General features: G+C 61.6%; 12 protein-coding genes. 5 read left to right on the top strand and 7 right to left on the bottom strand.

The annotated features are described in order from the left end of the window. Positions 1–65: 65 nt before the first annotated feature. The 5 genes from leuS (at position 66) to NVV94_RS23350 (ending at position 6,130) form a co-directional block, all read left to right on the top strand. A complete protein-coding gene (leuS, locus tag NVV94_RS23330) occupies positions 66–2,672 on the top strand; it encodes a leucine--tRNA ligase (RefSeq protein ID WP_258444687.1) in 2,607 nt (868 codons plus the stop codon). A gap of 75 nt (positions 2,673–2,747) precedes the next feature. Next, complete coding sequence (gene lptE / locus NVV94_RS23335) at positions 2,748–3,353, top strand: LPS assembly lipoprotein LptE (RefSeq protein WP_258444688.1); 606 nt, start codon at positions 2,748–2,750, stop codon at positions 3,351–3,353. A gap of 38 nt (positions 3,354–3,391) precedes the next feature. Next, positions 3,392–4,429 carry a DNA polymerase III subunit delta gene (gene holA, locus NVV94_RS23340; RefSeq protein WP_258444689.1) on the top strand — a complete coding sequence of 346 codons (1,038 nt, stop codon included), beginning with the start codon at positions 3,392–3,394 and terminating at the stop codon, positions 4,427–4,429. 160 nt (positions 4,430–4,589) lie between these two features. After that, positions 4,590–4,754 carry an alternative ribosome rescue factor ArfA gene (arfA, locus tag NVV94_RS23345; RefSeq protein ID WP_258444690.1) on the top strand — a complete coding sequence of 55 codons (165 nt, stop codon included), beginning with the start codon at positions 4,590–4,592 and terminating at the stop codon, positions 4,752–4,754. Positions 4,755–4,816: 62 nt separating this feature from the next. Then, positions 4,817–6,130, top strand: coding sequence for a lytic murein transglycosylase (locus tag NVV94_RS23350; RefSeq protein WP_258444691.1), 1,314 nt, complete (start codon positions 4,817–4,819; stop codon positions 6,128–6,130). A gap of 75 nt (positions 6,131–6,205) precedes the next feature. Here NVV94_RS23350 and lipA read toward each other — a convergent pair whose 3' ends face one another. The 7 genes from lipA to rodA form a co-directional block, all read right to left on the bottom strand. Beyond that, positions 6,206–7,240, bottom strand: a complete 1,035-nt coding sequence (gene lipA / locus NVV94_RS23355) for a lipoyl synthase (RefSeq protein ID WP_258444693.1) — start codon at positions 7,238–7,240, stop codon at positions 6,206–6,208. 2 nt (positions 7,241–7,242) lie between these two features. After that, positions 7,243–7,887: a lipoyl(octanoyl) transferase LipB gene (gene lipB / locus NVV94_RS23360; protein WP_258444694.1), complete on the bottom strand. Its 645-nt coding sequence runs from the start codon at positions 7,885–7,887 to the stop codon at positions 7,243–7,245. Continuing rightward, a complete protein-coding gene (locus NVV94_RS23365; RefSeq protein ID WP_258444695.1) occupies positions 7,887–8,162 on the bottom strand; it encodes a DUF493 domain-containing protein in 276 nt (91 codons plus the stop codon). The genes lipB and NVV94_RS23365 overlap by 1 nt, the downstream gene beginning before the upstream one ends. 76 nt (positions 8,163–8,238) lie before the next feature. Then, complete coding sequence (locus tag NVV94_RS23370; RefSeq protein ID WP_258444696.1) at positions 8,239–9,399, bottom strand: D-alanyl-D-alanine carboxypeptidase family protein; 1,161 nt, start codon at positions 9,397–9,399, stop codon at positions 8,239–8,241. 112 nt (positions 9,400–9,511) lie between these two features. Beyond that, positions 9,512–10,513: a septal ring lytic transglycosylase RlpA family protein gene (locus NVV94_RS23375; RefSeq protein WP_258444697.1), complete on the bottom strand. Its 1,002-nt coding sequence runs from the start codon at positions 10,511–10,513 to the stop codon at positions 9,512–9,514. Continuing rightward, a complete protein-coding gene (gene mltB / locus NVV94_RS23380; RefSeq protein WP_258444698.1) occupies positions 10,513–11,523 on the bottom strand; it encodes a lytic murein transglycosylase B in 1,011 nt (336 codons plus the stop codon). The genes NVV94_RS23375 and mltB overlap by 1 nt, the downstream gene beginning before the upstream one ends. 17 nt (positions 11,524–11,540) lie before the next feature. After that, positions 11,541–12,644 carry a rod shape-determining protein RodA gene (gene rodA / locus NVV94_RS23385; RefSeq protein WP_258447799.1) on the bottom strand — a complete coding sequence of 368 codons (1,104 nt, stop codon included), beginning with the start codon at positions 12,642–12,644 and terminating at the stop codon, positions 11,541–11,543. Between the last annotated feature and the right edge of the window lie 6 nt (positions 12,645–12,650).

The following is a 12,650-nucleotide window of genomic DNA, read 5'->3' on the forward strand; positions in this document are numbered from 1 at the left end:
TTGCCGTGCGCAGCGGATTTCACGCTGCCTGGATAAGGTCACCCATTTCTCAGCGCAAAGTAGCCATGCACGAACTCTATCAGCCCCGCGAAATCGAAGCCGCCGCCCAGTCGTTCTGGGACGAGCAAAAGTCCTTTGAAGTAAGTGAACAGCCTGGCAAGGACACCTACTACTGCCTGTCTATGTTCCCCTACCCCAGCGGCAAGCTACACATGGGGCACGTGCGCAACTACACCATTGGCGACGTGATTGCCCGCTACCAGCGCATGCACGGCAAGAATGTCCTGCAGCCCATGGGCTGGGACGCCTTCGGCATGCCGGCCGAGAACGCCGCGATGAAAAACAACGTCGCACCGGCCAAGTGGACCTACGAAAACATCGCCTACATGAAGAACCAGCTCAAAAGCCTGGGCCTGGGCGTGGACTGGTCGCGCGAAGTCACCACCTGCAAGCCCGATTACTACCGCTGGGAACAATGGCTGTTCACTCGCCTGTTCGAAAAAGGCGTGATCTACCGCAAGAACGGCACCGTGAACTGGGACCCGGTCGACCAGACCGTACTGGCCAACGAGCAGGTCATCGATGGCCGTGGCTGGCGCTCGGGCGCGCTGATCGAAAAGCGCGAAATCCCGATGTACTACTTCAAGATCACCGCTTACGCGGATGAACTGCTGACCAGCCTCGACGATTTGCCGGGCTGGCCCGAGCAGGTCAAGACCATGCAACGCAACTGGATCGGCAAATCCCGTGGCATGGAAGTGCAATTCCCCTACGACCAGGCCTCCATCGGCGAAGCCGGCGTATTGAAAGTCTTCACCACCCGTCCGGACACCCTGATGGGCGCGACCTACGTCGCCGTTGCCGCCGAACACCATCTGGCAACGCTGGCAGCGCAGGACAATCCTGAGCTGCAAGCGTTCATCCATGAGTGCAAGAGCGGCAGCGTGGCAGAAGCCGACGTCGCCACCCAGGAGAAAAAAGGCCTGCCGACGTCGCTGTTCGTCGAGCACCCGTTGACCGGTGAGAAGCTGCCGGTGTGGGTCGCCAACTACGTCCTGATGCATTACGGCGATGGCGCCGTGATGGCTGTTCCGGCTCACGACGAACGCGATTACGAGTTCGCCCACAAGTACAACCTGCCGATCAAGAACGTGATTCGCACCAGCGCGGGCGACGAAACCCCTGCTCCGTGGCAGGACGCCTACGGCGAATACGGCCAGCTGATCAATTCCGGTGAGTACGACGGCCTGGACTTTGCCGGTGCGTTCGATGCCATCGAAGTCGCCCTGCTGAAAAAAAACCTCGGCGCATCGCGCACCCAGTTCCGCCTGCGCGACTGGGGCATCAGCCGCCAACGCTATTGGGGCTGCCCGATCCCGATCATCCACTGCGACACCTGCGGCGATGTACCGGTACCGGAAGACCAACTGCCCGTGGTTCTGCCCGAAGACGTGGTACCGGACGGCGCCGGCTCGCCGCTGGCGCGCATGCCCGAGTTCTACGAGTGCAGCTGCCCGAAATGCGGCGCGCCTGCCAAGCGTGAAACCGACACCATGGACACCTTCGTCGAGTCCTCGTGGTACTACGCCCGTTACGCCTCGCCGCGCTACGAAGGCGGCCTGGTCGACCCGGCTGCAGCCAACCACTGGCTGCCGGTCGACCAGTACATCGGCGGTATCGAACACGCGATCCTGCACCTGCTTTACGCGCGCTTCTTCCACAAGCTGATGCGCGACGAAGGCCTGGTCAACTCCGACGAGCCGTTCAAGAACCTGCTGACCCAAGGCATGGTCATCGCCGAGACTTACTACCGTCTCGAAGCCAACGGCGGCAAGACCTGGTTCAACCCGGCGGATGTGGAGCTGGTGCGTGACAGCAAAGCCAAGATCATCAGCGCCAAATTGATCAGCGACGGCCTGCCCGTCGAGATCGGTGGCACCGAGAAAATGGCCAAGTCGAAAAACAACGGCGTCGACCCGCAATCGATGATCGATCAGTACGGTGCCGACACCTGCCGTCTGTTCATGATGTTCGCCTCGCCGCCTGACATGAGCCTGGAATGGTCCGACTCCGGTGTCGAAGGCTCCCATCGCTTCCTCAAGCGCGTCTGGCGCCTGGCGCACGCCCATGTTGGCCAGGGCTTGCCTGGCACGCTGGACATCGCCGCACTCGACGACGATCAGAAAGCCATTCGTCGCGCCATCCACCTGGCCATCAAGCAGGCCAGCCAGGATGTCGGCCAGCACCACAAGTTCAACACCGCCATCGCCCAGGTAATGACCTTGATGAACGTGCTGGAAAAGGCGCCTCAGGCCAATACCCAGGACCGCGCATTGCTGCAGGAAGGCCTGGAAACCGTGGCCCTGTTGCTGGCACCGATCACCCCGCACATCAGCCATGAATTGTGGAAGCAGCTGGGTCACCCTGGCGCCGTGATCGACGCAGGCTGGCCGACACTGGACGAAACCGCACTGGTGCAGGACAGCATCCAGCTGGTGATCCAGGTCAACGGCAAGCTGCGTGGCCAGATCGACATGCCGGCCAGCGCCAGCCGCGAGGACGTCGAAGCGGCCGCTCGGACCAACGAGAACGTGCTGCGCTTCACCGAAGGCCTGACGATCCGCAAGGTCATCGTCGTGCCCGGCAAGCTGGTCAATATTGTCGCCAACTGATCACAGCGAGCGCCCGGACATCCTCCGGGCGCTGCGCAATCAGTCGGCCCACAAGGTTTCAAGGGAGCATCAAACATGATCAAACGCAATCTGCTGGTAATGGGCCTTGCCGTATTACTCAGCGCCTGCGGTTTCCACCTGCGCGGCACCGGCACCACTGAACTTGCGATCAAGGAGCTGGACCTGAGCGCTCGCAACGCTTATGGCGAAACCGTGACCCAGCTTCGTCAAGTGCTCGAAAGCAGCGGTGTGAATGTCCATCCGGGCGCGCCGTACAAGCTGGTCCTGGTCAACGAGAGCGAAACCCAGCGCGCTGCCAGCTACGCCGGTTCCTCAGGCTCGGTCGAGTATCAGCTGAACAACGTTCTGAGCTATGAAATCCTTGGGCATAACAACGTGTCGTTGCTGAACGACAAACTGGAAGTCCAGAAGATCTACGTCCACGACAGCAACAACCTGGCCGGCTCCGACGAGGAAGCTTCGGAAATTCGCCGGGAAATGCGTCGTGAAACCGTGCAGCAGATGGTTCTGCGCCTGCAGTTGCTGAGCCCTGCACAGCTCGACCAGTTGCAGCAGGATGCCGACAATCGCGCCAAGGCCCGAGCCGACGCGATCGAAGCCGCTCGCCGCGCCCAGGAAGATCAGCCGCAGCAATCGCCATTGCAGCTGCCTATCAATTGAATCGGCCGGGGCGCTGAGCGCCCCGCCAGCCAACGACCATGAAGCTCACACCAGCCCAACTCAACAAGCACCTGCAAGGCAGCCTCGCGCCGATCTATGTGGTCAGCGGCGATGATCCCCTGCTGTGCCAGGAAGCCGCGGACGCCATTCGGGCCGCCGCTCGCCAGCAAGGCTTTGACGAGCGGCAGGTCTTCAGTGCCGATGCCAGCTTCGATTGGGGAACCCTTCTGCAAGCCGGCGCCAGCCTTTCGCTGTTCGCGCAAAGACGCCTGCTGGAGCTGCGCCTGCCGTCGGGCAAGCCCGGTGACAAGGGCGCTGCGGCCTTGATCGAGTACTGTTCGCGCCCCGCCGAAGACACCTTGCTGCTGATCAGCCTGCCGAAGCTCGATGGCAGCGCGCAAAAAACCAAGTGGGGCAAGGCCCTGGTCGAAGGGGTACAGACCCAGTTCATCCAGATCTGGCCGGTCGACGCTGGCCAATTGCCCCAGTGGATTCGTCAGCGACTCTCCCAGGCCGGACTTGCCGCGCAACAGGATGCCGTCGAGCTGATCGCAGCGCGGGTCGAAGGCAACCTGTTGGCAGCCGCCCAGGAAATCGAAAAGCTCAAACTGCTGGCAGAAGACAATCAAATCACGGTTGAAACTGTTCAGGCCGCAGTGGCCGACAGTGCTCGATTCGATGTGTTTGGCCTGGTCGATGCGATTCTCAACGGCGAAGCTGCCCATGCCTTGCGCATGCTCGAAGGCCTGCGCGGCGAAGGCGTCGAACCGCCGGTGATCCTCTGGGCCCTGGCCCGCGAGCTGCGCGTGCTGGCCAGCCTGTCCCGGCAGTACAGCCAGGGCGTACCGCTGGATAAGGCCTTCAGCCAGGCCCGACCGCCGGTCTGGGACAAGCGCAAACCGCTGATGAGCAAAGCCCTGCAACGGCATTCGGCGTTGCGTTGGGGCCAATTGCTGCAGGATGCACAACGGATAGACGCCCAGATCAAGGGCCAGGCGGCGGGTTCGCCCTGGACCAGCCTGGCGCGGCTTTCGCTGTTGATGGCGGGGCAGCGGGTGGTGTTGCCTGCCGAGTAAGCTTTGTATTGCCTGATCCGGCCTCATCGCGGGCAAGCCCGCTCCCACAAGGACCGAGATTGAGCCCGAATCCTGTGGGAGCTGGCTTGCCAGCGATGAAGACAGCACGGACTCTCTGGTATGCTACCGCGCGATCAAAAACACCCCGGAGCATCAGATCATGAGCAAAAAGCCATCCCCGCATGGCCCCAACAAGGCCAAATCCATCATCGCCCAGCCCCTGTTCCGCAGCCGCCAGGAACAACCGAAAAAGGGTAAAGGCAGCTACCGCCGCGAAGCCTTCCAGTCGAAAAACTGGGAGGCTTCTTACTTTTTGGCGGCATGAAGCCTTGAACCAAGGCAGGCATGGTATGGTCACTACCTGACCTGTAATACCTGGACCTGTGCATGCCCTTAAGTCTTTCTCATCGCTGGCAATTACGCCAACTGATCGCTGCCTCCAGCCTCATCCTCCTCGTCGCCTGCGCTGAAAAGCCCACGGCCGCCGACGCCCTGCCGCTGGTACCTGCCACGCCTGCTCCGGTGGTGCCCAGCACTGCACCCATCGATGCAGCCATCGAAATCCAACCGACCCAGTCGTTCAGTGAATGGCAGGCCGGCTTTCGTCAGCAAGCCTTGCAGGCCGGCATTACCGCAAACACCTTCGACCGCGCCTTCGCCGGTGTCACACCGGACATCAGCGTAATCAAGGCCGACCGCAGCCAACCCGAGTTCGCCCGCCCAGTGTGGGAATACCTCGATGGCGCACTGTCGCCTGTACGCGTGCGCAAGGGCGAGGCGCTGCTCACCCAGTACGCGGACATCCTGCAAAGCATCGAACAGCGCTATGGCGTCGACCGCAGGGCCCTGGTGGCGGTTTGGGGAATGGAGAGCAACTTTGGCCAGTTCCAGGGCGACAAGTCGGTGATCCGCTCGCTGGCAACCCTGGCCTACGAAGGTCGCCGCCCGGCCTTCGCCCAAAGCCAACTGCTCGCTGCCCTGCAGATCCTGCAGAACGGCGACATCCAGCCCGAGAGCATGCTCGGTTCCTGGGCTGGCGCCATGGGCCAGACCCAATTCATCCCGACGACCTATAACACCCATGCGGTGGATTTCGACGGCGACGGTCGCCGCGACATCTGGAACAGCGCGGCCGATGCCCTGGCTTCGACCGCCCACTACCTGCAAAGCTCTGGCTGGCAGACTGGCCAACCCTGGGGGGTGGAAGCCCAGCTGGCGCCGAACTTCGATTACGCGCTGGCCGATGGCAGTATCCGTAAAAGCGTGGCCGAATGGCTGCAGCTGGGCGTGAAACTACCAGCTGGCACCAGCCTGCCAGCAGGTGCCGAGCAGCTGTCCGCCGCCCTGCTGCTGCCCGCAGGCCACCGCGGCCCGGCATTCCTGCTGTTTGACAACTTCCAGGCGATCTTGAAGTACAACAACTCATCGTCCTACGCGCTGGCCGTCAACCTGCTATCGGAGCGCCTCACGGGTTCGGGATACATTCGCGGCGAGTGGCCGAAGGATGATATGCCGCTGAGCCGTACGGAGCGCATCGAACTGCAGACCCTGCTCAGCGCCAACAATTATGACGCCGGCAACCCCGATGGCATCATCGGCGCCAGTACGCGCAAGGCGATCCGTGCCGCCCAGCAAAGCCTGGGCTGGCCGGCCGATGGCTACCCAACCCACAAACTGCTCGAAAGCCTGCGCAACCGCTGACAGGCCCGCCGCAGAAACAAAACGACCGGCTCGCACCGCCAGAGGCAGTGGGCCGGTCGCTTCACAACGCCAGGATCAGAGCTTGATCCTGGCCTCGTGCGCCTGCTGGTCGGCATGGTACGAAGAACGTACCAGAGGACCGGAGGCGACGTTCTTGAAGCCCATCTTGTAGCCTTCCTCGGCAAACCAGGCAAAGGTATCCGGGTGCACGAAGCGCTGCACCGGCAGGTGGCTGCGCGAAGGCTGCAGGTACTGGCCCAGGGTCAGCATGTCGATGTTGTGCTCGCGCATGCGCTGCATCACCTCGATGACTTCCTCGTCCGTTTCGCCCAGGCCCAGCATCAAGCCGGACTTGGTCGGCACGTGAGGCACCAGCTCCTTGAATTTCTGCAACAGGGTCAGCGACCACTGGTAGTCCGAACCCGGGCGCGCAGCCTTGTACAGGCGCGGCACGGTTTCCAGGTTGTGGTTGAAGACATCCGGCGGCTCTTGCGCGGTGATGGCCAGCGCAACGTCCATGCGGCCACGGTAGTCCGGGACCAGTGTCTCGAGCTGAACGCCAGGCGACAACAGGCGAATCTCGCGCAGGCAGTCGGCAAAGTGCTGGGCACCGCCGTCACGCAGGTCGTCGCGGTCCACCGAGGTGATGACCACGTACTTCAGGCGCAGGTCGGCAATGGCCACGGCGAGGTTCTTCGGCTCATCGACGTCCAGGGGTTTTGGACGGCCATGGCCAACGTCGCAGAACGGGCAGCGACGGGTGCAGATGTCACCCATGATCATGAAGGTCGCGGTACCGCCCGAGAAGCACTCGCCCAGGTTCGGGCAGGAGGCTTCTTCGCAAACGCTGTGCAGCTTGTGCTTGCGCAGCAGTTGCTTGATACGGTCGACTTCCGGCGAAACCGGGATGCGCACGCGAATCCAGTCGGGCTTCTTGGGCAGCTCTTCGGTCGGGATGATCTTGACCGGGATGCGAGCGACCTTTTCGGCGCCGCGCAGTTTCACGCCAGCTTCTACCTTCGGACGGGCCTCGCCAGGTCGGGCCGCGCGCTCAGGCGTCGGGATCACGGTTTGCACGGCGTCTTGCACCGCTTCATGCGCAGTAGTCATATTCAGTCGATTCCGCCCGTAAGGGTCGTCTGCTCAGCATAGTCGAGGTGTTTGACGAGCTGCGCACGCAGCCGGGCACTTACCTCGGCAAATTCAATCGGCCCTGCATGGTCGCGCAGCTGGGTCATCGCCAGCCCCGCATAACCGCAGGGATTAATCCGCTGGAATGGCGCCAGGTCCATATCCACGTTCAAGGCCAACCCATGGAAGGAGCAGCCGTTACGAATCCGCAAGCCGAGGGAAGCGATTTTCGCTCCGTCGACGTAGACCCCGGGGGCGTCCGCCTTGGCGGCCGCCTCGACGCCGTAACTGGCCAGCAGGTCGATCAGGCTGCGCTCGATCCGGCTGACCAGATCGCGCACGCCAAAACCAAGCCGGCGAACATCCAGCAACAGGTAGGCAACCAACTGGCCGGGGCCATGATAAGTCACCTGCCCGCCACGATCGACCTGAACCACCGGAATATCGCCCGGCAGCAGCAGGTGTTCAGCCTTGCCGGCCTGCCCCTGGGTGAACACCGCCGGATGCTGGACCAGCCAGATCTCGTCGGCGGTCTGCGGGCCCCGCTCGTCGGTAAACCGACGCATGGCCTGCCAGACTGGCTCATAGGCCATCAGGCCAAGTTCGCGAAAGCCCAGGCCCGGCATTACAGCACCATGTGCACGATACCGGTAGCGCGCAGGGCACTATTGATATTGCGCAATTGGTCTTCGTCGGTGGCAATGATATGCAGCTGTACCGTGGTGTACTTGCCGTTGCTGCTTTGCCGCTCGGCCAGGGACTTGATGTCCAGCTTTGCGTACTTGGCAAGAATTTCGATCACAGTGTCCTTGAAGCCGACAACGGTGTCGCCGATCACCTTGATCGGGTAGTCATCGACGGGAAATTCGATCTTGTGCGACTTAACGTCAGAGTCTGTCATGGCAGTAACCGCCTCATGAGCCATGGCGACGGGCATGCCCTGCGTCCGGTCCGGCGCGGGGCATGCAGGTCGACAATCAGTTGAACAAGCCGTAGAAGAATAGACGAATGCTATCCCACACGCGGCGCAAGAAACCACCTTCCTCGACAGCGTCGAGGGCAATCAGGTCGGCGCTGTGCACAACCTTGTCATCGAGTTTGACCTCAACTTTACCGATAACATCACCCTTGGCGATCGGCGCGATCAGTTGCGGGCTCATGGTCATGCTGGCGGCCAGCTTTTTCAATTGGCCTTTAGGCAACGTCATGCTCAGGTCTTCGGCCAGGCCGGCCTTGATCTGACGTGCATCGCCCTTCCAGACTGGCGCCTGGGCCAGCTCGGTACCCTTCTGATAGAAGGTCTGGGTTTCGAAGAAGCGGAAACCGTAGGTCAGCAGCTTCTGGGTTTCGGCGGCACGAGCCTGTTCGCTGTTGGTGCCGAACACCACGGCGATCAGACGCATGCCGTCACGCACGGCCGAGGAGACCATGCAAAAGCCGGCTTCGTCGGTGTGGCCGGTTTTCAGGCCATCGACGGTCTTGTCGCGCCACAGCAGCAGATTGCGGTTAGGCTGCTTGATGCCGTTCCATAAGAACTCCTTTTGCGAGTAGATCGCGTAATGTACCGGATCTTCATGGATGATCGCCCGCGCCAGCACCGACATGTCGTGCGCCGAGGAGTAGTGCTCCGGGTTAGGCAGGCCGGTGGCGTTCATGAAGTGGCTGTTGGACATGCCGATTTTTTCGGCCGTCTTGTTCATCATGTCGGCAAAACCGTCTTCGCTGCCGGCGATGTGCTCGGCGATCGCGACGCTGGCATCGTTGCCGGACTGGATGATGATGCCGTGCAGCAAATCGCTGACACTCACTTGCGTGCCGACCTTGATGAACATGCGCGAACCACCGGTGCGCCAGGCGTGCTCGCTGACCGTTACCGGGTCGTTTTCGCCGATCTGGCCGCGACGGATTTCCAGGGTCGCGATGTAGGCCGTCATCAGCTTGGTCAGGCTGGCTGGCGGCAGACGCTGGTCGCCGTTGTTTTCAACCAGGATATTGCCGCTCGAGGCTTCCATGAGCACATAAGACTTGGCAGCGAGTTGCGGCGCAGCCGGCATCATTTGCTCTGCCGCCCAGGCGGCAGGGGTGATCATCAGCGGAACAAGCAGGCTCAGGCGTTTGGCAAAGGTGGTGATGTTCATCCGTCTCTCGAAATTGCTAATGGGCACATGCCCTCGCGGGCAAAACGTGTTTCCAGGCCCTGGGGCCTGGCGGGCAAAACAGCCATTGTACAGGCTGTTTTGCAATTGGGTGTCAGTCTGCCGTCACTACGCTCGGCTGGCCGAGGTTGGCCAGGCGTACGCTGTTCTGCACTTGCTGGGCTTCGCCCTGGCTGTCGATCGGCCCCAGCCGGACCCGATGCAGCGTCTGCTGGTTGCGCACGATCGAGCTGATGAAGACCGGTGCACTGACCATCGTGCTCAACTTCGACCGCAACAGCTCGGCAGCGTCGGGGTTGGCGAACGCGCCCACCTGCAGATACAGACCAGCGGCCTGGGCCGACGCGTTGCTGTTCGCCTTGACCTGTACCGGCAGTACGGCCGCGGCATGCTGCTGCGGCGGTGGCGTCCACTGCTCGACGGTACCGGTGGAGGCCGTCAGCGCCGGTTTGGCCTGGGCAACCTGCGGTTGGTTGAGCATCAGCGGTGCCGGACGGCCCTTCTGTGCCCACCACTGCTGCGGGTCGATGCCTTCGACCTTGACCCGGGCCGTACCGGTCTCGGCGTAACCGAGTTTCTTGGCCGCGGCATAGGACAAATCGATAATGCGATCGGAATAGAACGGCCCCCGGTCATTGACCCGCAGAATCACGCTCTTGTTGTTGTCCAGGTTGGTCACCCGTACGTAGCTGGGCAAAGGCAGCGTCTTGTGCGCGGCACTCATCCCATAGAGATCATAGACCTCGCCATTGGCAGTGTTCTGCCCGTGAAACTTGGTGCCGTACCAGGACGCGGTACCCGAAGCGACATAGTTTCGGGAATCGGGAATCGGAAAGTAGGTCTTGCCCAATACCGTATAGGGGTTGGCCTTGTAGGGGCCGGTGTGCTGGGTTGGCACGGCGTCGGGAATGCGCGAGACATCCACGTCCCACCACGGCGCACCGTCTTTATGTGCCCGGTTGATGTCCAGCACGGGCTTGGCGCGGACCGGCGTGGCCTGCTGCTGCGGGCGACTGGTAGAGCAACTGGCCACCATCAGGGCCAGCGTTGCGCAGGTCAGCAGCTTCAACGGTGTGCGACTCGGCAGTGCCCGCATTATTTGACGCCCCGTGCTTGAACCAGCATTTCCGACAGTTGATGCACCGCCATAGCGTACATCACGCTGCGGTTATAGCGCGTGATCGCATAAAAGTTCTTCAGGCCCATCCAGTATTCGGGGCCGTTCTCACCTTCAAGCCGGAAAGCGGTGACCGGCAGATCGTTGCGCAGCGCATCATGACTCGACCAGCCCAGTGCTCGCAACTCCCCGGCTGTCTTGACCGGTTCGATGCCCGGGGTGAGCCCTTCGTCGACGCGCTCGCCGCGGACCTGCGCCCGGCTCACTACCCCTTCCCCCGCCACCCAGCCATGACGCTTGAAATAACTGGCGACACTGCCGATGGCATCGTCCGGGTTGTTCCAGATGTTGATGTGGCCGTCGCCGTCGAAATCCACCGCATAGGCCCTGAAGCTGCTCGGCATGAACTGCGGCAAGCCCATGGCCCCGGCGTAGGAGCCCTTGAGGGTCAGCGGGTCGAGCTGCTCTTCACGGGCCAGCAGGAGGAATTCACGCAGCTCCTTGCGGAAGAAGTCGGCACGCGGCGGATAATCGAAGCCCAGTGTCGAGAGGGCATCGATCACCCGGTAGTTACCGGTATTGCGGCCAAAAAAGGTCTCCACACCGATGATCGAGACGATCACCTGGGCGGGCACGCCATAGTCCTTTTCGGCACGGGCCAGGGCCACTTCATGCTGACGCCAGAAGTCGACGCCGCGGGCAATGCGCGCATCGGTGATGAACATGGGGCGGTATTCTTTCCACGGCTTGACTCGCTCGGCCGGGCGCGAAATGGCGTCGAGAATAGACTGCTTGCGCTCCACGTCGCGGAACACACTCATCAATTGCTCTCCTGCGAAGCCATAGTCGCGGGTCATCTCGCCCACGAACTCGGCCACTTGCGGCGAACCTTCATAGTCGCCGGCCGCCGCGTGTTGCGACGCGCCAAGGATGCTTACCAAGCCGACCCAAGGAACACATCGAGTCGCCCAGTTACGCACTACTTGCATGAAATTCTTCACCTTAATCAAACCTGTGCGATCCACTTGCGATGGGTATGGATCGACATTAGCACCCCAAACGCCGACAGCAGCGTCACCAGCGAAGTTCCGCCATAACTAATGAAGGGCAGCGGCACGCCTACGACGGGCAAGAGGCCACTGACCATACCGATATTGACGAAAACATAAACAAAAAAAGTCATGGTCAGGCTACCTGCCAGCAATTTGCCGAACAGGGTCTGCGCCTGGGCAGTGATCACCAGGCCGCGACCAATCAGCAGCAGGTAAATCAGCAACAACGCGCAAATACCGACCAGCCCGAACTCCTCGCCCATCACGGCAATGATGAAGTCGGTGTGGCTCTCGGGCAAAAAGTCCAGGTGCGACTGGGTACCCAGCAGCCAGCCCTTGCCGAATACACCGCCCGAGCCAATGGCCGCCTTCGACTGGATGATGTTCCAGCCGGTCCCCAGCGGATCGCTTTCGGGGTCGAGAAAGGTCAGCACGCGCTGCTTCTGATAGTCATGCATGACAAAGAACCACATGGCTATCGCGACCGGCACGGCCGCTGCGATAACGCTGATAATCCAGCGCCAGCGCAGGCCACCGATGAACAGCACGAAGGCCCCGGAAGCCAGAATCAGCAGCGACGTGCCGAGGTCCGGCTGGCGGACGATCAGAATGAAGGGAAGACCTATCAGCATCAGACTGATTGCGACATGCTTGAGATGCGGCGGCAGCGAGCGTTTGGCCAGGTACCAGGCGATAGTCGCCGGCATGATGATCTTCATGAATTCAGACGGCTGGAAGCGAATCACCCCTGGGATGTTGATCCAGCGGGTGGCCCCCATGGCGTTGTGCCCCATCACATCCACCACGACCAGCAATATCACCCCGAACACGTAGGCCAACGGCACCCACCGTGCCATGAAACGGGGTTCGAACTGGGCGATCACGAACATCGAGACCAGGCCGATACCGAAGGAGGTGGCCTGTTTTATCAGCAGGTCCCAGTTCTTGCCACTGGCCGAATACAGCACGAACAGGCTGCCAGCGGCCAACGTCAGCAGCAGGATCAGCAAGGGGCCGTCGATATGGATGCGCTGCAGCAGGCTGGCGCGGCGACGCATCACATC

Origin of the sequence: Pseudomonas sp. LS1212 (genome assembly GCF_024741815.1) — a bacterium.
Classification (GTDB): domain Bacteria; phylum Pseudomonadota; class Gammaproteobacteria; order Pseudomonadales; family Pseudomonadaceae; genus Aquipseudomonas.

Coding starts and splice junctions, on each gene's coding strand:
- NVV94_RS23370 (WP_258444696.1), bottom strand. CDS start 9,399: ATGAACATCACCACCTTTGCCAAACGCCTGAGCCTGCTTGTTCCGCTG.
- holA (WP_258444689.1), top strand. CDS start 3,392: ATGAAGCTCACACCAGCCCAACTCAACAAGCACCTGCAAGGCAGCCTC.
- lipB (WP_258444694.1), bottom strand. CDS start 7,887: ATGCCGGGCCTGGGCTTTCGCGAACTTGGCCTGATGGCCTATGAGCCA.
- lipA (WP_258444693.1), bottom strand. CDS start 7,240: ATGACTACTGCGCATGAAGCGGTGCAAGACGCCGTGCAAACCGTGATC.
- mltB (WP_258444698.1), bottom strand. CDS start 11,523: ATGCAAGTAGTGCGTAACTGGGCGACTCGATGTGTTCCTTGGGTCGGC.
- rodA (WP_258447799.1), bottom strand. CDS start 12,644: ATGCGTCGCCGCGCCAGCCTGCTGCAGCGCATCCATATCGACGGCCCC.
- NVV94_RS23350 (WP_258444691.1), top strand. CDS start 4,817: ATGCCCTTAAGTCTTTCTCATCGCTGGCAATTACGCCAACTGATCGCT.
- lptE (WP_258444688.1), top strand. CDS start 2,748: ATGATCAAACGCAATCTGCTGGTAATGGGCCTTGCCGTATTACTCAGC.
- leuS (WP_258444687.1), top strand. CDS start 66: ATGCACGAACTCTATCAGCCCCGCGAAATCGAAGCCGCCGCCCAGTCG.
- NVV94_RS23375 (WP_258444697.1), bottom strand. CDS start 10,513: ATGCGGGCACTGCCGAGTCGCACACCGTTGAAGCTGCTGACCTGCGCA.
- arfA (WP_258444690.1), top strand. CDS start 4,590: ATGAGCAAAAAGCCATCCCCGCATGGCCCCAACAAGGCCAAATCCATC.
- NVV94_RS23365 (WP_258444695.1), bottom strand. CDS start 8,162: ATGACAGACTCTGACGTTAAGTCGCACAAGATCGAATTTCCCGTCGAT.